This window comes from Saccharothrix sp. (assembly GCF_031180885.1).
In the GTDB taxonomy this organism is placed as follows: domain Bacteria; phylum Actinomycetota; class Actinomycetes; order Mycobacteriales; family Pseudonocardiaceae; genus Actinosynnema.
This window is the reverse complement of the sequence record NZ_JAPSLK010000061.1, coordinates 1-21,225: the sequence shown is the minus strand read 5'-3', so window position 1 is coordinate 21,225 and position 21,225 is coordinate 1. Positions and strand designations below refer to the sequence as shown.

At 72.6% G+C, this 21,225-nt stretch carries 24 protein-coding genes; 18 read left to right on the top strand and 6 right to left on the bottom strand.

What is annotated here, in order from left to right; genetic code table 11:
* Nucleotides 1-3: 3 nt before the first annotated feature.
* Nucleotides 4-297 (top strand): 4a-hydroxytetrahydrobiopterin dehydratase, encoded by a 294-nt coding sequence (locus tag RIN75_RS37450; protein WP_309116841.1) that lies wholly within the window; start codon nt 4-6, stop codon nt 295-297.
* Here RIN75_RS37450 and RIN75_RS37445 read toward each other — a convergent pair.
* Entirely contained in the window at nt 253-1,449 is a 1,197-nt protein-coding gene (locus RIN75_RS37445; protein ID WP_309116840.1) for a mannosyltransferase, read from the bottom strand. The genes RIN75_RS37450 and RIN75_RS37445 overlap by 45 nt on opposite strands.
* Before the next feature lie 364 nt (nt 1,450-1,813).
* On the opposite strand from RIN75_RS37445, the gene RIN75_RS37440 reads away from it, so the two are divergent.
* The 7 genes from RIN75_RS37440 (at nt 1,814) to RIN75_RS37410 (ending at nt 5,156) form a co-directional block, all read left to right on the top strand.
* Nucleotides 1,814-1,966, top strand: coding sequence for a hypothetical protein (locus RIN75_RS37440; RefSeq protein ID WP_309116839.1), 153 nt, complete (start codon nt 1,814-1,816; stop codon nt 1,964-1,966).
* 31 nt (nt 1,967-1,997) lie between these two features.
* Nucleotides 1,998-2,144 carry a hypothetical protein gene (locus tag RIN75_RS37435; RefSeq protein WP_309116838.1) on the top strand — a complete coding sequence of 49 codons (147 nt, stop codon included), beginning with the start codon at nt 1,998-2,000 and terminating at the stop codon, nt 2,142-2,144.
* A gap of 409 nt (nt 2,145-2,553) precedes the next feature.
* Nucleotides 2,554-3,165, top strand: a complete 612-nt coding sequence (locus RIN75_RS37430; protein ID WP_309116837.1) for a hypothetical protein — start codon at nt 2,554-2,556, stop codon at nt 3,163-3,165.
* Nucleotides 3,138-4,361: an ATP-binding protein gene (locus RIN75_RS37425; RefSeq protein ID WP_309116836.1), complete on the top strand. Its 1,224-nt coding sequence runs from the start codon at nt 3,138-3,140 to the stop codon at nt 4,359-4,361. The genes RIN75_RS37430 and RIN75_RS37425 overlap by 28 nt, the downstream gene beginning before the upstream one ends.
* 5 nt (nt 4,362-4,366) lie before the next feature.
* Nucleotides 4,367-4,672 (top strand): hypothetical protein, encoded by a 306-nt coding sequence (locus tag RIN75_RS37420; RefSeq protein WP_309116835.1) that lies wholly within the window; start codon nt 4,367-4,369, stop codon nt 4,670-4,672.
* The gene (locus RIN75_RS37415) at nt 4,669-4,989 is read left to right on the top strand and encodes a hypothetical protein (protein WP_309116834.1); all 321 of its coding nucleotides are present in this window, start codon (nt 4,669-4,671) and stop codon (nt 4,987-4,989) included. Before RIN75_RS37420 ends, RIN75_RS37415 begins: the two co-directional genes overlap by 4 nt.
* Nucleotides 4,990-5,003: 14 nt before the next feature.
* Nucleotides 5,004-5,156, top strand: coding sequence for a hypothetical protein (locus tag RIN75_RS37410; protein ID WP_309116833.1), 153 nt, complete (start codon nt 5,004-5,006; stop codon nt 5,154-5,156).
* Here the strand turns inward: RIN75_RS37410 and ychF are convergent.
* Nucleotides 5,146-6,225, bottom strand: coding sequence for a redox-regulated ATPase YchF (ychF, locus tag RIN75_RS37405; protein WP_309116832.1), 1,080 nt, complete (start codon nt 6,223-6,225; stop codon nt 5,146-5,148). The two genes, RIN75_RS37410 and ychF, sit on opposite strands and share 11 nt — an antisense overlap.
* A 79-nt stretch (nt 6,226-6,304) precedes the next feature.
* Here ychF and RIN75_RS37400 point away from each other — a divergent pair, with 79 nt between their 5' ends.
* The 3 genes from RIN75_RS37400 (at nt 6,305) to RIN75_RS37390 (ending at nt 10,133) form a co-directional block, all read left to right on the top strand.
* The gene (locus RIN75_RS37400) at nt 6,305-7,573 is read left to right on the top strand and encodes an AlkA N-terminal domain-containing protein (protein WP_309116831.1); all 1,269 of its coding nucleotides are present in this window, start codon (nt 6,305-6,307) and stop codon (nt 7,571-7,573) included.
* Nucleotides 7,570-8,073 carry a methylated-DNA--[protein]-cysteine S-methyltransferase gene (locus RIN75_RS37395; protein WP_309116830.1) on the top strand — a complete coding sequence of 168 codons (504 nt, stop codon included), beginning with the start codon at nt 7,570-7,572 and terminating at the stop codon, nt 8,071-8,073. Before RIN75_RS37400 ends, RIN75_RS37395 begins: the two co-directional genes overlap by 4 nt.
* Before the next feature lie 107 nt (nt 8,074-8,180).
* Nucleotides 8,181-10,133 (top strand): ABC transporter ATP-binding protein, encoded by a 1,953-nt coding sequence (locus RIN75_RS37390; protein ID WP_309116829.1) that lies wholly within the window; start codon nt 8,181-8,183, stop codon nt 10,131-10,133.
* Here the strand turns inward: RIN75_RS37390 and RIN75_RS37385 are convergent.
* The 3 genes from RIN75_RS37385 to RIN75_RS37375 are packed head-to-tail and all read right to left on the bottom strand — an operon-like array spanning nt 10,130 to nt 14,711.
* A complete protein-coding gene (locus RIN75_RS37385; protein ID WP_309116828.1) occupies nt 10,130-10,537 on the bottom strand; it encodes a VOC family protein in 408 nt (135 codons plus the stop codon). The genes RIN75_RS37390 and RIN75_RS37385 overlap by 4 nt on opposite strands.
* Entirely contained in the window at nt 10,534-13,572 is a 3,039-nt protein-coding gene (locus RIN75_RS37380) for an SMC family ATPase (RefSeq protein ID WP_309116827.1), read from the bottom strand. Before RIN75_RS37380 ends, RIN75_RS37385 begins: the two co-directional genes overlap by 4 nt.
* A complete protein-coding gene (locus tag RIN75_RS37375) occupies nt 13,569-14,711 on the bottom strand; it encodes an exonuclease SbcCD subunit D (RefSeq protein WP_309116826.1) in 1,143 nt (380 codons plus the stop codon). The genes RIN75_RS37380 and RIN75_RS37375 overlap by 4 nt, the downstream gene beginning before the upstream one ends.
* Before the next feature lie 99 nt (nt 14,712-14,810).
* Between RIN75_RS37375 and RIN75_RS37370 the strand changes: the two genes are divergently transcribed.
* Nucleotides 14,811-15,746: a DNA recombination protein RmuC gene (locus tag RIN75_RS37370; protein WP_309116825.1), complete on the top strand. Its 936-nt coding sequence runs from the start codon at nt 14,811-14,813 to the stop codon at nt 15,744-15,746.
* A 39-nt stretch (nt 15,747-15,785) separates the two neighbouring features.
* Nucleotides 15,786-16,529 carry a DUF6542 domain-containing protein gene (locus RIN75_RS37365; RefSeq protein WP_309116824.1) on the top strand — a complete coding sequence of 248 codons (744 nt, stop codon included), beginning with the start codon at nt 15,786-15,788 and terminating at the stop codon, nt 16,527-16,529.
* A 70-nt stretch (nt 16,530-16,599) separates the two neighbouring features.
* Here the strand turns inward: RIN75_RS37365 and RIN75_RS37360 are convergent, their stop codons facing one another.
* On the bottom strand, nt 16,600-17,544 hold the full coding sequence (locus RIN75_RS37360; protein ID WP_309116823.1) for a 4-hydroxy-3-methylbut-2-enyl diphosphate reductase: 945 nt from the start codon (nt 17,542-17,544) through the stop codon (nt 16,600-16,602).
* 64 nt (nt 17,545-17,608) lie between these two features.
* Between RIN75_RS37360 and RIN75_RS37355 the strand changes: the two genes are divergently transcribed.
* Genes RIN75_RS37355 through glpX form a run of 5 tightly spaced genes read left to right on the top strand, consistent with a single transcriptional unit; the run spans nt 17,609 to nt 21,093 of the window.
* Nucleotides 17,609-18,148, top strand: a complete 540-nt coding sequence (locus RIN75_RS37355) for a lipid droplet-associated protein (protein ID WP_309116822.1) — start codon at nt 17,609-17,611, stop codon at nt 18,146-18,148.
* Nucleotides 18,145-19,392 carry an exodeoxyribonuclease VII large subunit gene (xseA, locus tag RIN75_RS37350; protein WP_309116821.1) on the top strand — a complete coding sequence of 416 codons (1,248 nt, stop codon included), beginning with the start codon at nt 18,145-18,147 and terminating at the stop codon, nt 19,390-19,392. Before RIN75_RS37355 ends, xseA begins: the two co-directional genes overlap by 4 nt.
* Nucleotides 19,373-19,780 carry a sugar ABC transporter substrate-binding protein gene (locus tag RIN75_RS37345; RefSeq protein ID WP_309116820.1) on the top strand — a complete coding sequence of 136 codons (408 nt, stop codon included), beginning with the start codon at nt 19,373-19,375 and terminating at the stop codon, nt 19,778-19,780. Before xseA ends, RIN75_RS37345 begins: the two co-directional genes overlap by 20 nt.
* A complete protein-coding gene (locus RIN75_RS37340; protein ID WP_121223068.1) occupies nt 19,777-19,989 on the top strand; it encodes an exodeoxyribonuclease VII small subunit in 213 nt (70 codons plus the stop codon). Before RIN75_RS37345 ends, RIN75_RS37340 begins: the two co-directional genes overlap by 4 nt.
* Before the next feature lie 48 nt (nt 19,990-20,037).
* Complete coding sequence (glpX, locus tag RIN75_RS37335) at nt 20,038-21,093, top strand: class II fructose-bisphosphatase (protein ID WP_309116819.1); 1,056 nt, start codon at nt 20,038-20,040, stop codon at nt 21,091-21,093.
* The last annotated feature ends 132 nt before the right edge of the window (nt 21,094-21,225 follow it).

Genomic DNA, 21,225 nt, shown 5'->3' with positions numbered 1-21,225 from the left:
TGCATGGCCGAGCTGCTGACCGACGACCAGGTGACCGCCGCGCTGTCGACGCTGCCCGACTGGAGCGCCCGCGACGGCGCGCTCGTCCGCACCGCGGAACTGCCCAGCTTCGCGCAGGCGATCCAGGTGGTGAACCGGGTCGCGGAGATCGCCGAGAACGACAACCACCACCCGGACATCGACATCCGCTGGCGCACGCTGACCTTCCGGTGCAGCACGCACTCCAGCGGCGGGATCACCGCGCTGGACGTGTCACTCGCGGAGGAGATCGACGGCGTCCTCGACGCGCTCGCGTGACCGCTCCCGCAGCACCACGCCGATCACGACCAGGGTGAGCAGGCCCACGGCCGGGTACACCCAGCCCAGCAGGGACAGGTACCAGGGCCGGGGGATGATCCAGATCGACGGCTGGGCGTTGAGCAGGAACGAGATCAGGTAGCTGCCGATCGCGAGCACCCACGCCCACGCGGTCACGGCCGCGAGCCGGTGCTTGACGCCGTACACGAGCCACATCAGCGCGGGCACCGCCCACACCCAGTGGTGGCTCCACGAGATCGGCGACACCAGCAGGCCGAGGAACTGGACGGCGACGATCATCGCGAGGGTGTCGGAGGCCTTGACCGCCCACCACAGCGCCCACGCCGCGCACGCCACCGCGACCGCCGCGCCGACCAGGTAGACCGGCCCGGTCTCGACGTCGTAGCCGACGGTCCGGGACAGCGCCGCGCGCAGCGACTGGTTGATCGCCGAGCCGACGGGTCCGACCCGCGTGGCGTCCCCGAGCAGCTGGAACCAGAACTGGTGCGACTGCGCGGCCGAGATCCCGTACCCGAGGAGAACCGTCCCGGCGAACGCGACGAACGACCACACCGCCGCCTTGTACTTGCGGGTGACCAGGAAGTACAGCCCGGAGATGGCCGGGGTGAGCTTGACCCCGGCCGCCACGCCCACGCCCAGGCCGGCGAGCCACGGCCGCGCGCTCACCAGCGTGCCGATCAGCAGGGCCGCCAGCACCAGGTTGATCTGTCCGTAGTTCAGCGTGGTGCGGACGGGTTCGACCCACACGAACAACGCCGTCCACAGCATCGCCCGGCGCGGGTCGGTGCTGCCGATCAGCGTGAGCGACTTGCGGGTCAGGAAGTACAGGCACGCCAGGCTGAGCAACTGCCAGAACCAGCGCGCCACGCCCCACGGCACCCACGACAGCGGCACGAACACGAACGCGGAGAACGGCGGGTAGGTGAACGGCAGCGCGAACTGGTCGGAGAACTCCTTGAGCCTCCACTGGTACAGCTCGCCGGTGAACAGCTCGGGCGACGCGTTGCGGTAGACCATCAGGTCGACCATGGTCATCTTCGCCTGGAGGGCGACCATCGCCAGGTGGCCGAGCAGGGACAACCCCAGCAGCCACGGCGCGACCGCGAGCACGCGCGCCTCGAGCTTGATCACGCTACCTCCACCACGTTCGTGTGAATTGCACGACTGCCGGCCAACGAAACCGGGTATCCGGACGTCTGGACGAGTGGGAGATCTACGCAAGGGGATTCGTATGACCGCCGACATCGTCGTGTTCACCGTCGCCGCCCTGGGCATGCTGGCCACAGCGGGTGGCGTGTTCGCACTCGCCCGCCACAGCCGCAACCAGGTGCGGTGACCGGAGTCCGGGAACGGACAGTACCGGAACGCTCCACCAGGGCCCGCCCCGTCCGGGGTCGGGCCCTGAGTCGTTCGGCGATCCGCAGATGTGCGCCCGGCTCGCTTGCCACCCGGCATACAGTGATCGAACGCACTCGGGCGGCGGGGAGGTCGTGCGATGACCGCGTCCCCACCGGCGGACGACCCCGATGACGACCCGCGCCGGGCGAAGGCCACGGGTGCGGAGCTGGCCGAGGTCGTGTTCACGCCGGCCGAGCGGTGGGGGTGGCCGCTACTCCCCGCCGGAACCGCCGGCCGACGAGTCCGGTGATCCCGAGCCCACGTGGCAGGAGAGCCCCGATGTGCTCGCCAAGGAGGAAGAGCACCGCAGGCTCCTCAAACGGCTGCCCTGGCTGGCCACCGGTGGCGGGGTGGCCTCCGCCGCCGGGGTCGCCGCCGCGTCCGCCGGGATGGGGGTCGGGGGTGCGGCGCTGCGGTGTTCGTCGTAGCGGGGGTCGCGGCGAAGGCATTGCAGCCGTTGCTGGCGTGCCCACCTCACCGAACTGCTCGCCGTGGACACCGAGACCGCGCCGCCGTCCACCTGGTCCGGCCCCGGCCTGACCGTGCTGACCAGCGGCGGCACCGACGCCGACCGCAAGGACTTCCTGGACCGGGTGCTGTTCCAGCGGGTCGTGCACGCGCTGCGCTCGGGTCCGCCGGGACCGGGCCGCGACGTCGTGTTCGTGGCCGGCGCGGACCGCATGGGCCTGGACAACCTGGAGGCGCTGGCCAAGCAGGCGCGGCGGGCCGCGGCTGCGCGTCCTGTTCGGCGGACGCCCCGGCTTCCCGCCCGCACGGCCCGGCCGGACCGGCGACCGCGTTCCCCTGCTGTACCCGCCGGGCAGCCACGCCGAGGTGGTGGACACCGACGAGGTCCTGGCGTCCTGGGACCGCTACCCGTCGTGGGTGGTGTGCACCGGTCAGGCCGACGCGCTGTGGAGCCCCGACGACACCCGCCGGCAGCAGAACCGGGGCGGCTTCGACGACTACGTGGCGCACCTGGGCGACGAGTTCGTCTGGCTGACCCTGGCCCGCCCGCTGCCCGCCGACCACGTCGACCGCGAGCTGGTGGAGCTGGCGGTGCGCATCCCCGAGCTGCGCATCCGCGAGCGCGACGAGGCGAGCCGGATCGCGCCGCACCGGGCGTCCGGCCGGTACCGGGACCTGGCGCGGGCCCGCACGACCGGGCTGTGGCACGTCCGCGTCCTGGTGGCCAGCGGGATGCCCGCGGCGGCCCGGCGGGCGGCGGCGCTGCTGTGCGGGGCGGCGGACCTGGACGACCTGCCGTACGCGCTCGCCCCGTCCGGCGCGCCGATGTCGTTCAGCGAGGCCCTGGCCACGACCGTGGTGACGGCCGACGGCCACGCCGCGCCGTTCCCGGCCACCACCGAACTGCTGGCGGTGCTGGCCCGACCGCCCAAGCGCGAGCTGCCCGGGTCCACGTGGTCGAACGCGCGGACTTCGACGTGACCCCCGAGGCGGACGGCCCGATCGAGGTCGGCTCGGTGCTCGACGACGCGGACCGGCCGGCGGGCGCGTTCACCGTCACCGCGGACACGTTGAACCGGCACGCGTTCGTGGCGGGCGCGACCGGTGCCGGCAAGTCGCAGACCGTGCGGCACCTGCTGGAGCAGTTGCACCACAATGGGGTGCCGTGGCTGGTGATCGAGCCGGCGAAGGCGGAGTACGCGCGGATGGCGGGCCGGGTCGGCGACGTGACGGTGATCCGGCCGGGCGCGCCGGACGCCGTCCCGGTCGGACTGAACCCGCTGGAGCCCGCGCCCGGGTTCCCGATCCAGACGCACATCGACCTGGTCCGGGCGCTGTTCCTGGCCGCGTTCGAGGCGGAGGAGCCGTTCCCGCAGGTGCTCAGCCACGCGCTGACCCGGTGCTACACGGATCCGGGGTGGGACCCGGTGGTCGGCGAGCCCCGGTCGCCGGGGGTGGTGCCGAAGTTCCCCGGGTTGGGTGATCTTCAGCGGACGGCGCTGGAGGTGGTGGCCGGGATCGGGTACGGCAAGGAGATCACCGACAACGTCCGCGGGTTCATCGACGTGCGGCTGGGTTCGCTGCGACTGGGCACACCCGGCCGGTTCTTCGAGGGCGGGCACCCGCTGGATGTCGCGGACCTGTTGCGGCGCAACGTGGTGCTGGAGAGCGAGGACGTCGGCAATGACCAGGACAAGGCGTTCTTCATCGGTGCGGTGCTGATCCGGCTGCACGAACACCTGCGGGTGCGGCACCGTTCTGCCGGGGTTGAGGGGCTGCGGCACGTGACGGTGATCGAGGAGGCGCACCGGCTGCTGAAGAACGTGCTGCCGGGGAGTCCGGCGGCTCATGCGGTGGAGCTGTTCACGGTGTTGTTGGCGGAGATCCGGGCGTACGGCGAGGGGATCGTGATCGCGGAGCAGATCCCGTCGAAGATCGTCGCGGACGTCGTGAAGAACACCGCTCTGAAGATCATCCATCGATTGCCCGCGGCCGATGACCGGGAGTTGCTGGGGGCGACGGTAAACTTGGACGAGTCTCAGTCCCGGCACGTCGTGTCCCTTCCACCCGGCCGAGCGGTCGCCTTCGCCGACGGCATGGATCGCCCCGTCCGGGTGGCCGTCCCTCTGGGCCAGGACCGCGAGGGTTTGCTGCCGGGTCCTCCTCCGGCTGGGTAGACGTGATGGCCGCTTTGAAGTCCGCTTCCGCCTCCGATCCCCCACACCCCGACACCGCGTCGTGGGCAGCCCGTGGCCCGCACCTCCCCGGCAGGTCCATCGGTGACCAACTGGACGCCCTCCGCCGCCACCCGGACTCCTGGCAACCGGACGAAAAGGTCGTGACCGGCGGCGAGGCAGTCCACGAGGCGGCGGCCCGGTTGAGCCGAGCTTCCACCCGCCGAGCCCGCCTGGCCGAAGCCACCCGCTTCCTGTCCACCGGCATGACCCTCGCCCCGGACCTCTTCACCCCGCGCGGGGAGGACCGATGAGCACCGATTCCGGTTCCAGCCCGGACACCCACTCCGGCTCCGCTGATGTGTCGCAGAGCGTGGTCGACACGTTCGCCGATCTCCACACGGATGAGTACGTGGACGCCGAACGCTTGATCGACCTCGAACAGCCCCGGGTGGAGCGGCGCGACCTGGAAAGCGTCCCGCTCACCCACATCGACACCCATACCGGCGACCGGTGCGGGTACATCGACGAGCAAGAACTACTGGTCCGCGAGGTGGGGACGGAACGCACAGCCGAACACATGAGCCCGGAGGAGTTCCACCAAAGCGGCCGCTTCACCCAGATCGCCTGAGGCCAGGTTCAGCCATGACCGGCTGCCCGAGTGGACGCCACCGCCCCGAGCTGGACGAGCCGACCAGGACCTACACCCCGGCCGGCATCTTCCGCGGCACCCTCGAACTGGGGGTGCCGTTCCCGATCACCATCGACCTCGACGGCCTCTTCCGCACTACACGTTGAAGCGGAACTCCACGACGTCGCCGTCCGCCATCACGTAGTCCTTGCCCTCCATGCGGACCTTGCCGGCGGCCTTCGCCGCGGCCATCGAGCCGGCCTCCACCAGGTCCGTGAACGACACCACCTCGGCCTTGATGAACCCGCGCTCGAAGTCCGTGTGGATCACGCCCGCCGCCTGCGGTGCGGTGGCGCCCTGGGGGATGGTCCACGCACGGGACTCCTTCGGGCCCGCCGTCAGGTAGGTCTGCAAGCCCAGGGTGTGGAAGCCGGCACGGGCCAACGCGTGCAGGCCGGGTTCGTGTTGGCCGATGGACTCCAGCAGCTCGCGCGCGGACTCCTCGTCCAGCTCCAGCAGCTCCGCCTCGACCTTGGCGTCCAGGAACACCGCGTCGGCGGGCGCGACCATCTCGCGCAGTTCCTTCAGCCGAGCCTCGTCGGTCAGCACGGCCTCGTCCGCGTTGAACACGTACAGGAACGGCTTGGTCGTCAGCAGGCTCAGCTCGCGCAGCAGGTCGCCGTCGACCTCCGACTGCGCCGAGAACAGCGTCCGGCCCGAGTCGAGGATCTCCCGCGCCTTCACGGCCGCGTCGAGGGCAGGCCTGCGGTCCTTGGCCGTCCGGGCTTCCTTCTCCAGCCTCGGCACGGCCTTCTCCAGGGTCTGGAGGTCCGCGAGGATCAGCTCGGTGTTGATGGTCTCGATGTCGGCCGCCGGGTCGACGCGACCGTCCACGTGGACCACGTCGTCGTCCGCGAACACCCGGATGACCTGGCAGATCGCGTTCGCCTCGCGGATGTTGGCGAGGAACTTGTTGCCCAGGCCGGCGCCTTCGGACGCGCCCTTGACGATGCCCGCGATGTCGACGAACGACACCACGGCGGGCACCTCGCGCTCCGAGCCGAAGATCTCCGCCAGCTTGCCGAGGCGGGCGTCCGGCAACGGCACCACGCCGACGTTGGGCTCGATGGTCGCGAACGGGTAGTTCGCCGCGAGCACGTCGTTGCGCGTGAGGGCGTTGAACAGGGTGGACTTGCCGACGTTGGGCAGGCCGACGATACCGAGGGTCAAACTCACGGGGGGTGAGTCTACGCGGTGCAACGCCGTGTCCGATTCCCGCGAGACCCCTGGTGCCGGCGGTGGCACAGTGAAGCTCATGTTGGTCGACGCCGAACGCGCCTACCGGGCGGTCGCGGCCCGGGACGCCCGGTTCGACGGGTGCTTCATCCTGGCGGTCCGCACCACCCGGATCTACTGCCGCCCGTCCTGCCCGGCGGTCACGCCCAAGCGGCGCAACGCCGAGTTCTACCCGACCGCCGCCGCCGCGCAGTCGGCCGGCTACCGGGCGTGCCGGCGGTGCCTGCCGGACGCCGTGCCGGGCTCACCGGAGTGGAACCTGCGGGCCGACCTGGCCGCGCGCGCCATGCGGCTCATCGCGGACGGGGTCGTCGAGCGCGACGGCGTGCCGGGCCTGGCCGCGCGCCTCGGGTACTCCGAGCGCCACCTGACCCGCGTGCTGACCGCCGAGCTGGGCGCCGGTCCGCTGGCCCTGGCCCGGGCGCACCGGGCGCACTCCGCCCGGCTGCTGATCGAGACGACGGACCTGTCGTTCACCGACATCGCGTTCGCGGCCGGGTTCGCGAGCGTGCGGCAGTTCAACGACACCATCCGGGCCGTGTTCGCCGCGACCCCGTCGGAGATGCGGTCCAAGCGCAAGGTCGTCGGCACGGCGGGGCGGATCACGCTGCGCCTGCCGTACCGGCCGCCGTTCGACGCGGCGGGGCTGCTCGCGCAGTTCCGGGCGTCGGCGATCCCGGGCGTGGAGCACGTCACCGACACCTCCTACGCGCGGTCGCTGCGCCTGCCGCACGGGCAGGCGACGGTGCTGCTGGAGCCCGCCGAGGGGTACGTGTCGTGCTCGCTGCGGCTGGGCGACCTGCGCGACCTGGGCAGCGCGGTGAGCCGGGTGCGCCGCCTGCTGGACCTGGACGCCGACCCGCAGGCCGTGGACGACTTCCTCGGCCACGACCCGCTGCTGCGCCCGCTCGTGGCGGCCCACCCCGGGGTGCGGCTGCCGGGGAGCGTGGACGGTGCGGAGACCCTGCTGCGGGCGCTGGGCCACGTGTCGCCCGGCGAGCCGCTGGACATCCCGGACGGGCCGGTGACCCACCTGTACCCGGCGCCCGCCGACGTCGACTCGCCGGTCGCGGCGGCGCTGGCGTCCGGGGCGCTGGTGGTGGACGTGGGGCGCGACGCCGACGAACTGGAGGCCGAGCTGTCCGCGTTCCCCGGTGTGGGTCCGGAGATCGCCCGGTACGTCGTGATGCGCGTGCTGGGCGCGCCCGACATCCCGCTGACCGCGGACAACAAGGCGTGGCGGCCCTGGCGGTCGTACGCCGAGATGCACCTCAGGAGGACCGCGTGAGCACCGCTTTTTCGTCCACTGTGGACACCCCGATCGGCCCCTTCACCGCCGTGGTGGCGTCGGACGGCGCCGTGCTGGCGAGCGGGTGGACGGCGTCCCTGGACGACCTGCTGCCGCAGGTGTCGCCGTCGCTGCGCCCGTCGGGCGTCAGCACCCGGAACGACCTGGGCGCGGTGACCCGGGCCGTGCGCGACTACCACGCGGGTGACCTGGCGGCGATCGACGACATCCCGGTGCGGCAGCGGTCCGGGGAGTTCATGGAGCAGGCGTGGACGGCGCTGCGGACGGTGCCGGCGGGCAAGCCGGTGAGCTACGCGGATTACGCCCTGCTCGCGGGTCGACCGTCGGCGGTCCGCGCGGCGGCTTCGGCATGCGCCCGCAACGCGGCGACCCTGTTCGTGCCGTGCCACCGGGTGGTGCGGACGGGCGGCGCGATCGGCAACTTCCGGTGGGGCGTGGCCGTGAAGCGGTGGCTGCTCGACCACGAGGTCAGTCCATGAGATCGGCCGCTTCAAGGACGCCGAGACCCCGACAACGGGGGTCCCCTGCTTTCATTCTGCCGGCCGGGTACGACATTTCCCCGCACGCCAGCCGCTGAGCTGCGGCTATGAGCGAAACGGGTGGCACGGCACACCGGGACAGGCGTTACCTGGACAGCATGACCTCCGTGCTGATCGGGGTGGAGAACATCTCCACGCCCAAGTGGGCCAAGGTGGGGCGCAAGGCCGCTACGGTCAGCCTCGGCAAGGCGTTGCGCAGCCTGCCCGAAGCGATCCGCGTGGTCATCCGGCTCGCCTGGCGGACCTCGCCGAAGCTCACCCTCGCCGCCGCCGCGGTGCACGTCCTCAGCGGGTGCGTGACCGCGTTCGGGCTGCTCGCCACGGCGGACGTCTTCGCCGCCCTCCTGCGCGACGAACCCACTCCGCAGCGGGTCGCCGAGTCGCTGCCCGCGCTGGCGGTCGTGGTCGGCTCGTACGCCGCGCGCGCCCTCCTCGACACCGCCGTGGCGGCCGTGGAGAGTTCGCTGCGGCCCAGGGTGTCGCGGGCGGCGAACGACGAGGTCACCGCCGTGCTGGTGCGGGCGGAGCTGCTGGCGTTCGAGGACGCCGACTTCCGGGAACTGGCCCGCCAGGGCGGTCGGCACGGCGTCCGCAGCCTGGAGAGCAGCCTGCGCTACCTGGCGGACCTGGTGTCGTCGTGCATCACGATGATCGCCGCGATCGTCACGGTCGGCCTGCTGCACCCGTGGCTGGCGCCCGCGCTGCTGCTCGCGGCGGTGGCGAACGCGTGGGCCTCGGCCCGGGTGTCCAAGCTGCGGTACGAGCACTTCCTGGACTCGGTCACCCGCAACATCCGCAAGGGCGTGGTCGAGGAGGTCGCCACCGACCGCGACTTCGCCCTCGAACGCCACGCCCTGACCCTCCAGGAACGCCTCCTGGCCGAGCACCGGCGGATCGCCGACTCCCTGATGGGCGACGAGATCCGCATGGCGCACAAGACGAACCTGGTCCGCCTCACCGGCCGGGCGCTCGCGGGCCTCGGCACCGGCTTCGCGTACGCGGTGCTCGGCGTGCTCCTGTACTCGGGCGGCATGGAGTTGGCGCTCGCCGGCACGGCCCTGCTGGCGATGCGCACCGGTTTCTCGTCCCTGTCGACCACGACCCGGGCGGTCAACGCGATCTACGAGGACTCGTTCTACATCGACTTCTACCGGAAACTGCTGGTCGAGGGCGCGGAACGGGCGCAGGGCTCGTCCCCCACGAAGGCCCCGGCGGACCCGGAGCTGATCACCCTGGAGCACGTCACGTTCCGCTATCCCGGCAAGGACACCCCCGCGCTGGACGACGTGAGCCTCACCGTCCGCCGCGGCGAGGTCATCGCGCTGGTCGGCGAGAACGGTTCCGGCAAGACCACCCTCGGCAAGGTCCTGACCGGCCTGTACCCGGTCGACGAGGGGGTGGTCCGGTGGGACGGCGTCGACCTGGCCGAAGCCGACAAGACCTCCGTGCACTCCTCCATCGCGGTCATCGCCCAGGACCCGGCCCAGTGGCCCATGACCGCCCGCCGCAACGTCACGGTCGGCCGGTTGGACCGGGAGGACGACGCGGCGTGGGAGGACGCCGTGCGGCGGTCGGGGGCGGACGAGGTCCTGGCCACCCTGCCCTCGGGCGCGGACACCGTGCTGTCCCGGCAGTTCAACGACGGCCAGGACCTGTCCGGGGGCCAGTGGCAGCGGATGGGGATCGCGCGCGGGATGTACCGGGACGCGGCGGTGCTGGTGGCCGACGAGCCCACCGCAGCGCTGGACGCGAAGGCCGAGGCGAGGGTGTTCGAGGGGTTGCGGGAGGCGGCGGCCAGACGGACGACCATCCTGGTGACCCACCGGTTGGCGAACATCCGCAACGCCGACCGGATCGTGCTGCTGGACAAGGGGAAGATCGTCGAACAGGGCACCCACGAGGAGCTGATGGCCCTGGAAGGCCACTACCACGAGCTGTTCGAGCTGCAGGCCGCCGCGTACCGGGGCGACCTGCTGTCGCCGACCGACGAGGCGGCCTAGCTCGTCAGGGCCTCGCGGGTGATCATGACCGGGTTGCCGTCCGGGTCGGCGACGAAGGCGACGCGTTCACCCCATGGGGTGTCGGCGGGTTCCAGCAGGACGGGATGCCCCTGCGCGGCCAGCTCGGTCACCGCCGCGTCGACGTCGTCGTGGTAGACGCACAGCTCGAAGCGGTGGCCCGCGGTCGGGCGTTGGGGACGGCCGTGCACGCCCCGGCCGTCCGGGGCGACCTGGCCCAGGCCCAGCCGCGAGCCGTCGGGCAGGGAGACCGCCACGTACACCGGGTCGCCCTCGGCGGGGAAGCGGTAGGTGATCGAGAAGCCCAGGGCGTCCTGGTAGAACGCCAGGGAACGGGTCAGGTCGTCGCAGACCAGCATGGGGAAAGCCGAGCGGTAGGTGCTCACGCCACCACCTCCAGGGACGAACCGCCGCGTGCTTTGCGGACCCGAAGCCTGGTCGGGATGCGTTGCCGCAGCTCTTCCACGTGTGACACCAGGCCTACCACGCGACCGCCGGCGCGGAGTTCGTCCAGGACCGTCATCACCAGTTCGAGGGTGTCGGCGTCCAGCGTGCCGAACCCCTCGTCGATGAACAGGGTGTCCAGCACCGCGCCGGACGCGACCACGTCGGAGAGGCCCAGGGCCAGGGCCAGCGACGCCAGGAACGACTCGCCGCCGGACAGGGTCTTGGTGGGGCGCTGGCGGCCGGAGTAGTCGTCGAGCACGTCCAGCCCCAGGCCGCCCCGGGTGCCGCGCGGACCGGCCTCCACGGAGTGCACGAACCGGTACCGGCCCTGGCTCATGCGTTCGAGGCGGGCGCTCGCGGCCACCGCGACCTCTTCGAGCCGGGCGGCCAGCACGTACGTGCGCAGGGTCATCTTCTTGGCGTTCTGGCCCTGGCCGTTGATCACGTCGGTGAGCGCGGCCAGTTCGGCGTACTCCGCCTCGACGGGCTCCAACTCCACCCACGCGGCGGCGAGCTGCTCGGCCAGCGCTTCGGCCCGGCGGGCGTCGCGGCGGGCGGCGGCCAACGCGGCCGCGGCCTGTTCGGCTTCGGCGGTGGCGGCGCGGAACGCGGACTCCGCGCCGGCCAGGTCGACCTCGGTGTCCGGGTCGACGTCGGGCAGTTCGGCCAGCACGGACTCGGCGGTGACCTTCGCGTCCTCGACCTTGCGGATGCGGGTCTCCAGGGCCTCGACCGCGTCGTCGGTGCGCACGGCGGCGACCGCGTCGGCGACGTCCGCGAAGCCCGCCTCGGCGGCCAGGCGGGACACCTCGACGCGCTGCTCGGCCAGGCGCTCCTCGCACTCGGCGACGGCGGTGCGGCGCTCGGCGAGGGTGGCCAGGGCGTCGGCGAGGTCGAGCAGGTGGGCGCGGCGGGCGGTGACGTCGGGGAAGTCGCCGCGGGCCTCCTCCAGGCGGTCGGCGCGTTCCCGGACGGTCTCGGACAGCTCGACGTGCCGGGTGGTCAGCTCGGCGACCTCGCGCTCCAGCGCGGCCCGGTCGGCGGTGGCGGCCTCGACCTGGCGCTCCAGTTCGGACAGTGCGGCGGCGCGCTGGTCCCGTTGGGCGGCAAGCCTTTTCACGGAGTCGTGTTCGGCCACGAGTGCGCCCGGGTCCTGGTCGCCGACCACCTCGCGCAGCGCCGCCAGCCGGTTTTCGGCTTCCTGCAACGACTTCTCGGCGGCGGCACGGCGGTCCGCGGCGGCCTGCTCGGTGTCGGCGGCCCGGTCCTCGTCGGCTCCGGTGACGGCGTTGAGCATCGGTTCGGCGGGCGTGGGGTGCTCCTTGGAACCGCACACCGGGCACGCGCGGCCCGCGCGCAGGGCGGCGGCGAGTTCGACGGCCATGCCGTCCAGACGCTGCTTGCGGACCTGCAACAGGACGTCCCGCGCCTTCTGGTGGGCATCGACGGCGACCCGCCGGGCATCGTCGGCAACCCGCACGGCGGTCTCGGCACCCGGGATCTCCTTGGCCGCCAACGCCTTCGCCGCGACCGCATCGAGCCGGGCGGCCGCCAGCGCGGCCTCTTCAGCCTCGGCACGGGCCGCGACGAGCCGATCGGGCACCTCGGCCAACGCGGTGACCAACCGATCCAACCGCTGAGCCGCCGACCGCGCACGCTTCTCCAACTCCACGAGCCGCCGCCGGTCCTCCCGCTGCCGCCGGGCCTCCTCGGCCAACCGAGTCAGCCCACCAGCCTCCTCCCGAAACCGCTCCCCCTCCGCCCGCAACTCCGCCGCGGCAACTCCAAGCCCGGCAGAATTGTCGTACCCCCCTGGGACAATGGAACCGGGGGCCGGAGGCCGCGCCCCAGCACTCCCGGAACCCGCGCCAAGCCCACCCGCGCCCGCACCAGACCCGCGCCCGCCGGCCCCGCCCGCGCCAGCACCAAGCCCGCCCGCGTAGCCCAAGTCGGCCAGCGCGCGAGCCGCAGCCGACTCCTGCGCAACCGCCGAAGACAGCGCCCGCTCCAGCCGCGCCACCGCATCCCGCGCCGGCACCACCACCGACGCCCGCCGCGCCGCGTCCCGCTCCCGCACCCAAGCCACCCGGTGCGGCTCGATCTCCGCACAACGCGCCAGAGCGTCCCGAGCCCCCCGCACCCGCGACACCCGCGCCGCCAACTCGTCCGCCCGACGCCAAGCCGCCTCCGCGGCCGACCGCGCCCCGGCCGTCTCCCGCGCCCGCGCGCAAGCCTCGCGCTCCGCCTCCGCCAGCCGCTTCACCAGCGAGCTGAGCCACTCCGGGTCGCCGCCGTCCTCCGGCACGTCCTCCCCGGACACCTCCGCCACCCGCTGCACCAGGTCCCGGTTGGCCAGCCGCAGCCGCTCCAACTCCCGCCCGCGCTCCACCCGCCGGTCGCGGAACCACTTCTCCACGTCCACGAACCGCTCGGTCCCGAACAGCCGCTCCAGCAGCTTCTCCCGCTCGGCGGTGTCCGCGCGCAGGAACCTCGCGAACTCGCCCTGCGGCAGCAGCACCACCTGGAAGAACTGCTCGGCGGTCATCCCGAGCAGGCCCTCGACCTCGCGCGCCACCTCGTCGACGCGGCTGTGGCCCTCGCCGTCCCACCCGCTGATCCAGGTCAGCGACGCCTTCGCGTTCTGCCGGGTGAACCCGTCGCCGCGCTTCTTCGGCCGGTCGTACTCCGGGCTGCGCACCACCCGGAACCGCCGCCCGCGCACGGTCAGCTCCAGCGCGACCTCGGTCGCGGTGTCCCGGTCCGCGTAGTCGCAGCGCAGCCGCTTCGCCTCGTTGCGCGCCCCCGGCACCCGGCCGAACAGCGCGAACGCCACCGCGTCCAGCAACGTCGTCTTGCCCGCGCCGGTGTCGCCGTGCAGCAGGAACAGCCCGTCCGCGCCCAGCAGGTCGAAGTCCACCACCTCGCGGCCCGCGTAGGGGCCGAACGCGGTGACCTCCAGCCGGTGCAGCTTCACGACGCCTCCTCCCGCGCCGCCGCGGCGATCGCCTCCCGCAGCAGGAGCAGTTCACGCTCGTTGGGCGGCTCGCCCCGCACGTCCTCCAGGAAGCAGCACCCGATCTCCTCGTCGCTGCGCCCCCGGATCCGCTCGGCGAACCGCAGCTCGCCGACCCGCCCGCCCTCCGGCCGCCACTCCACGTGCACCGCGTGCGGGAACCGGGTCTGCAAATGGCGCAACGCGTCCAGCGGCCGGACCGGGTCGGTCAGCACCGCCGACACGAAGTGGTCCTCGACCGGCGTGTGGTCGGGGTCGGCCAAAAGCTCTTCAAGGCCGCCGGTCAGCGTCGACAGCCGCCGCGGCACGGGCAGCATCCGCCGCTCCACCCCCGCCAGCCCCGACCCGTCCACCTCGACCAGCCACACCGACTTGACCTGCTGGGACTCCGAGAACGAGTACGCCATCGGGCTGCCCGAGTAGCGCAGGCCGTCCGCCAGGGTCTGCTGGCCGTGCAGGTGCCCCAGCGCCACGTAGTCCACACCCGCGAACACCCCGGCCGGCACGTCCTGCACCCCGCCGACCGCGATCGTGCGCTCCGACTCGCTCGGCTCGCCACCGGTCACGAACGCGTGCGCCAGCACCACCGACCGGGTGTGTTCGCGCGCCGCGAGGTCCTCCCGGACCCGGCGCATCGCCTCGGTCAGCACCGCCTCGTGCCCCCGGCCCTCGACGCCCAGCGCGTGCCGCGCGGTCTCCGGCTCCAGGAACGGGATGCCGTACACCGCGACCGGCCCGTGCGCGTCGCTGAACAGCACCGGCTCGTGCAGTTCGGCGACCCGGGTCCGCAGGTGCAGCCCGCCCGCCGCGGCGAACCCGCCGAACAGGCCCAGCCGGGCGGCGGAGTCGTGGTTGCCGGGCGTGACGACGACCTGGGCGCCGGCCGCGCGGATGCGTTCCAGCACGCGCGTGCACACGGCGATCGCCTCGGCGTTGGGCACCGCCCGGTCGAACAGGTCGCCGGAGACCAGGACCACGTCGACCTTCTCGTCGGACACGAGGTCGGCCAGCCCGCCCAGCACCGCTTCCTGCTCGGCGAGCAGGTCGCGGCCGTGGAACGTCCGTCCCACGTGCCAGTCGGACGTGTGCAGCAACCGCATGGCGGCCCACGCTAGGGGCGGTCGCCGGCCGTCCCCGGTAACCGACTCGGCGTGTCGCTCGAACGTGTGATCGGGTCCACGTGCGCGATGATCGGGGTCATGACAGCGGTCCTCACGACGGCGGCGGTGGTCGTCGCGCTCCTGCTCGCCGGTGCGCTCGTGTTCGTGTGGCGGCTCTACCAGGACGGCATCCGGCGCACGGACGCCGCGCTGGCCGCCGTGCAGAAGGAACGGGAGCGGGGTGACGCCACCTACCTCGCGCTCCAGCGCTACGAGGTGGCGTTCTCGTCCGTCAGCGGGCGCGGTGAGCTGGGCGAACGGGTGCTGGTGGAGACGGCGCGGGCGCTGGGGCTGCGCGAGGGCGTGCACTTCCGGCTCCAGGTGGACGTCGCCGGCGGCGGCTCGGTGCGGCCGGACCTGGTGCTGGAGGTCGGCGGCGGCCGGCAGGTGCCGGTGGACGCGAAGATGAGCATGGCCACGTGGGCGGAGGCGGTGGAGACCGACGACCCGTCCGAGCGGGCCGACGCGCTGCGCGTGCACGTGCGCAACATCCGGGCGCGGGCGGCGGAGTTGGCGGGCAAGGGCTACCAGCGGTGGGCGGACGCGATCTACGGGACGGTCATGTTCGTGCCCAACGACGGGGCCGTGGTGGCGGCGTTGGACACCGACCCGGAGCTGCTGCGGTGGCTGCTGGACCGGCGGGTGTTCCTGTGCGGGCCGACCGGGTTCGCGGTCATCGCCTCGGCCGCTTTGTTCGCGGTGACCGACCGGGCGTTGGCCGACGACGTGGAGCAGGTGCGGGCGCAGGCGTCGTCGGCGCACCGGGCGGCGGACGCGGCGATCGACGCGGTGAACCTGTCCAGCACGCACTTGCAGCGGTTCTTGTCGGCGCGGCGGCGGGAGTTGGACGCGTTGGAGGGGTTCCGGGCGGCGGTGGAGCCGTTGACGGCGGCGTCGTCCAGTCCCAAGCCCGTGGCGGTCGTCCGGCGGTCTGAAGAGGGCGTCAGTGCACCCTTGGAGGCTCGGGAGGCGTAATAGAGTGTGTTGGCACTGCGAGCCGAACGAGGAGTTGGCGTGACCGCTGCAACGCGCGAGCCGGAGGACGAGGAGCTGGACGCCGTCCGCTGGAACGACCGCGCCCTCTTCGGCTCCTTCCGGGGTCTGCCCTGGTGGGCCGCGGTGCTCATCACGTTCGTGCTGGCGATCGTGGGGACGTACATCGACGTGACGTCCGCCGCGAAGACCGTGGGGTGGGTGTTCGCCATCACGTTCTTCGTGGGTGCGGTCGGGGCGGTGGTGTTCGTGGAGCGCCGGTCGATGTTCGGCCCGGTCGTGCAGCCGCCGCTGGTGCTGGCGATCGTGGTGCCGCTGGTCGTGGTGTTCACGTCGGGCCTGCCGTCGGGCGGGTTGACGGCGATCGGGCTGGGGCTGGGCAAGCCGCTGATCGACGGGTTCCCGGCGATGGCCATCACCACCCTGTGCACGGTCCTGATCGGCATCCTGCGGGTGTCGACCCAGAAGGACCCGAACCGCTTGACCAGGGAAGAGAAGCGCGAACTCAAGCGCCGCGACCCGGCCGAGGACCGCCCCAAGCGCCGCGACCCCGCCGCCACGTCCGACGAGGACCGCCCCCGCCGCAAGAAGCCCGCCTCCGGCACGCCGGCCGCCCCGGCTTCCGCCTCGGACGAGCCGCGCCCGAAGCGCCCCCGCCCGGCTGGTGAGGGCCGCCCGTCCGGCGACCGCCCACGCCGCCCCCGCGACCCGTCCAAGGGCGACCGCCCGGCCCAGCGCAAGCCCCGCCCGCGCACCGACGACTGACACACCCACGAACGACGACCGCCCCGGCACGGCGGGCAGCCGGCCGGGGCGGTGACTGTGGGAACTCAGGTCAGCGGACCATGTCCTTGCGGAGTTCGCGGGGCAGGGCGAAGGCGATCTTCTCGTTCGCCGTCGTGATCTCCTCGACCTCGCCGTACCCGTGCCCGGCCAGGAACTCCAGCAGCTCCATCACCAGGATGTCCGGCACCGAGGCACCGCTGGTCACGCCGACCGTCGTCACACCCTCCAGCCACGCCGGGTCCACCTCGGAGGCGTAGTCGACCAGGTACGACGCCTTCGCGCCCGCCTGCAGCGCCACCTCGACCAACCGCACCGAGTTCGACGAGTTCTTCGACCCCACGACCAGCACCAGCTCGCACTGCGGGGCCATCGTCTTCACCGCGGTCTGCCGGTTGGACGTGGCGTAGCAGATGTCGTCCGACGGCGGTTCCTGCAGGTCCGGGAAGCGCTCCTTGAGCTGCCGCACGCGCACCATGGTCTCGTCCACCGACAGCGTGGTCTGGGACAGCCACACCACCTTGGACGGGTCGCGCACGGTCACCTTCTCGACGTCCTCGGCGGTGTCCACGAGCTGGATGTGGTCGGGCGCCTCACCGGACGTGCCCTCGACCTCCTCGTGGCCCTCGTGGCCGATCAGGAGGATGTCGTAGTCCTCGCGCGCGAAGCGCTTGGCCTCGTTGTGGACCTTGGTCACCAGCGGGCAGGTGGCGTCGATGGTCTTCAGGCCGCGCTCGGCCGCCTCGGCGTGCACCATCGGCGACACGCCGTGCGCGGAGAACACCACGAGCGCGCCCTCGGGCACCTCGTCCGTCTCGTTGACGAAGATCGCGCCCCGCTGCGACAGGGTCTCCACGACGTGCTTGTTGTGGACGATCTCCTTGCGCACGTACACCGGGGCGCCGTACTGCTCCAGCGCCTTCTCGACGGTGACGACCGCACGGTCCACGCCTGCGCAGTAGCCGCGCGGCTTGGCCAGGAGCACTCGCTTGTCCATGCCACCAGGGTACGGGCGCGTCGGAGCTAGGCATCCTCAGGGAGACTGCGGCAGGCTAGGCACCATGAAGCCACTGCCGCTGCCGGTCCGCCTCGCCGCGGGACTGGCGGTCACCGCCGTCGAGCAGGCCCGGAAGCTCCCGCAGCAGCTCGCGGGGCTCCCGGTGACCGTGGTCAGCGAGGCGTTGCAGCTGTCCATGCGGGTCCAGCAGACGGTGACGGAACTCGCAATCAAGGGCGACGACGCGCTGGCCGTGCTGCGGCCGGTCGAGGAGGAGCCCGAGTGGGCCACGTTCGACGAGGACGAGGAACTCGACGAGCCGGAGGACGAGCCCGACGAGGAGCCCGCGCACGACCCGTGGGAGGCTGAGGAGCAGGCGCTGGCCGCCGAACCGCCCGCCGCGCTGCCCAACTACGACGAGCTGACGCTGCCCCAGCTGCGCGCCCGGCTGCGCACGCTGTCCGCCGACGACCTGCGGCAACTGCTGGAGCACGAGCGCACCCACGCGGGCCGCCCCGAGTTCACCGGCATGCTCGCCCGCCGCATCGCCAACCTGGACGCGCCGAGCAACCCGGGCAACCCGAGCACCGAAGCGCAGCAGTGACCGACGAGAAGTCCACACCGGAGAACCCCTGGCCGGTCCGCACGGTCGCGCGCAAGATCTTCGACTGGATCAACCGGCTCGGCGACGTCTGGGTCGAGGGCCAGGTCACGCAGCTGTCCGCCCGCCCGGGCACGGCGACGGCGTTCCTGACCCTGCGCGACCCGTCGGTCGACATGTCGATGACGCTCACCGCGCCCGTCGGCATGGTCCGCGAGCTGCAGCTGGCCGAGGGCAGCCGGGTGGTCGTCCACGGCAAGCCCAACTACTTCCCCAACCGCGGCACGCTGAGCCTGCGCGTCGACGAGATCCGCCAGGTCGGCATCGGCGAGCTGCTGGCCCGCATCGAGCGGCTGAAGAAGCTGCTGGCCGCGGAGGGGCTGTTCGACCCGCGCCGCAAGCGCCGGCCGCCGTTCCTGCCGAACAAGATCGGGCTGATCACCGGCCGCGCGTCGGCCGCCGAGCGGGACGTGCTGACCAACGCCCGCGCCCGCTGGCCCGCCGCCCGGTTCCGCGTGGTCAACGTGGCCGTGCAGGGCGCGCCGGCGGTGCCGCAGATCCTCACCGCGCTCTCCACACTCGACCGCGACCCCGAGGTGGACGTGATCGTGCTGGCCCGCGGCGGCGGCAGCGTGGAGGACCTGCTGCCGTTCTCCGACGAGGCGCTGTGCCGAGCGGTGTCCCAGGCCCGCACACCGGTGCTGTCGGCGATCGGCCACGAGCCGGACACCCCGCTGGTGGACCACGTGGCCGACGTCCGCTGCTCCACGCCGACCGACGCCGGCAAGCGCGTCGTGCCCGATGTGGCGGAGGAAACCGAACGGGTCCGGCAACTGCGCGACCGCAGCCGCCGCGCCCTGCACGGGTGGGTCGACCGCGAGCGCAAGCTGCTGGCCGCACTACGCACCCGACCTGCGCTTTCAGACCCTTACGGCCCCTTGGACCGGCGCGCTCAGGACGTCGGGCAGTGGCGCGAACGCGGCCGGCGCGCGGTCCGGAACAGACTCGATTCAGAAACATCCGCCCTGATCGCCACCACCGCCCGCTTGACGACCCTCGGACCTGCCGCCACGCTGGCGCGTGGGTACGCCGTGGTGCAGCTCGTCACGCCCGACGGGGTGGACGGTGTGGTCCGGTCGGTCGCGGACGCCCCGGCGGGTGCCCACCTCAGGGTTCGCGTCGCAGACGGGGCCTTGCACGCGGTCGTCACGGAGGAAGGAGGCGGAGGTGCCCAACCCGGCACGTGAGCCCACGTTCCTGCCCTTGACGATGTCCGCCGCCGGTGACGCGGACGACGAGGGCGCACGCACCGTGCGCGACCGCGCCGAGGCGGCGGACCGGGCGGCGGCGGACTGCTGGCTGTCCCTGGTCGCGGGCTGCACGACGGGCGGGCAGACGCTGATCAACCGGCTGCACGACCTGTCCGAGGCGACCTCGTCCTACGCCGGGATGCGCTGGTGGCTGTCGCACGGCTCGGTGCACCGCAGGCGGGTCGTGGAGGCCGAGCACCGCATCGACGACGCCGTCCGCGAAGGTGACGGAGCGGAGTTCGCCGAGGCGTTCGTCGGCTACGACCAGGCGGTGGCCACCGTCGTGGTGCACGTCCAGAACCGATTGGGGAAGTTGTCGTCTTGACCGACGAGATTGGCTACGAGCAGGCCCGCGATGAGCTGGTCGAAGTCGTGAAGCGGCTGGAGCAGGGTGGTCTGTCGCTGGAGGAGTCGCTGGCGCTGTGGGAGCGCGGCGAGGCCCTCGCGAAGACCTGTGAACGGCAGCTCGCGGGCGCTCGCGAGAGGATCGATCAAGCACTCGCTGTGACCGAGGAGGACGTGGCCGACGCCTGACACCGTGCGAGGATTGGCCTACCGGCCGGTACCCGCAGGAGGAGCGTCATGGTGTCCAGCAGCAGCCCGTCCGAGCGTCGTCGCGAAGCCCCCGACCGGAACCTCGCGCTCGAACTCGTGCGGGTGACCGAGGCGGCGGCGATGGCCGCCGGCCGCTGGGTGGGGCGCGGCGACAAGAACGGCGGCGACGGCGCGGCGGTCGACGCCATGCGCAAGCTCATCGGCACGGTCTCGATGCGCGGCGTGGTCGTGATCGGCGAGGGCGAGAAGGACGAGGCGCCCATGCTGTTCAACGGCGAGGAGGTCGGCAACGGCGACGGCCCGGAGTGCGACGTCGCGGTGGACCCGATCGACGGCACCACGCTGATGTCCAAGGGCATGCCCAACGCCCTGGCCGTGCTGGCGGTGGCCGAGCGCGGCGCGATGTTCGACCCGTCCGCGGTCTTCTACATGGAGAAGCTCGCGGTCGGCCCGGAGGCGGCGGACGTCATCGACATCACCGTGCCGATCGCCGAGAACATCCGCCGGGTGGCGAAGGCCAAGCACAGCGACGTCCACGACGTGACGGTCTGCATCCTGGACCGCCCCCGCCACGAGACCCTGGTCCACCAGGTCCGCGAGGCGGGCGCCCGCATCCACTTCATCTCCGACGGCGACGTGGCCGGCGCCATCTCCGCGGCCCGCCCGAACACCGGCATCGACCTGCTGGTGGGCATCGGCGGCACCCCCGAGGGCATCATCGCGGCGGCGGCCCTGAAGTGCATGGGCGGCGCCATCCAGGGCCGGCTGTGGCCGAAGGACGACGAGGAGCGCCAGAAGGCCATCGACGCCGGCCACGACCTGGACCGGGTCCTGACCACCAACGACCTGGTCCGCGGCGACAACGTCTTCTTCTGCGCCACGGGCGTCACGGACGGCGACCTGGTCCGCGGCGTCCACTACCGCGCGGGCGGCTGCACCACGCAGTCCATCGTGATGCGCTCGAAGTCCGGCACGGTCCGCATGATCGACGGCTTCCACCGCCTGACCAAGCTCCGCGAGTACTCCTCGGTCGACTTCGACCCCAAGCCAACCGACGAGCCGGTCCTCCCCCCACTCCCGTAACCACCGCGCCGCAGGCGCTGCTTTTGCGCCGCAGGCGCTGCTTTTGCGCCGCAGGCGCTGCTTTTGCGCCGCAGGCGCTGCTTTTGCGCCGCAGGCGCTGCTTTTGCGCCGCAGGCGCTGCTTTTGCGCCGC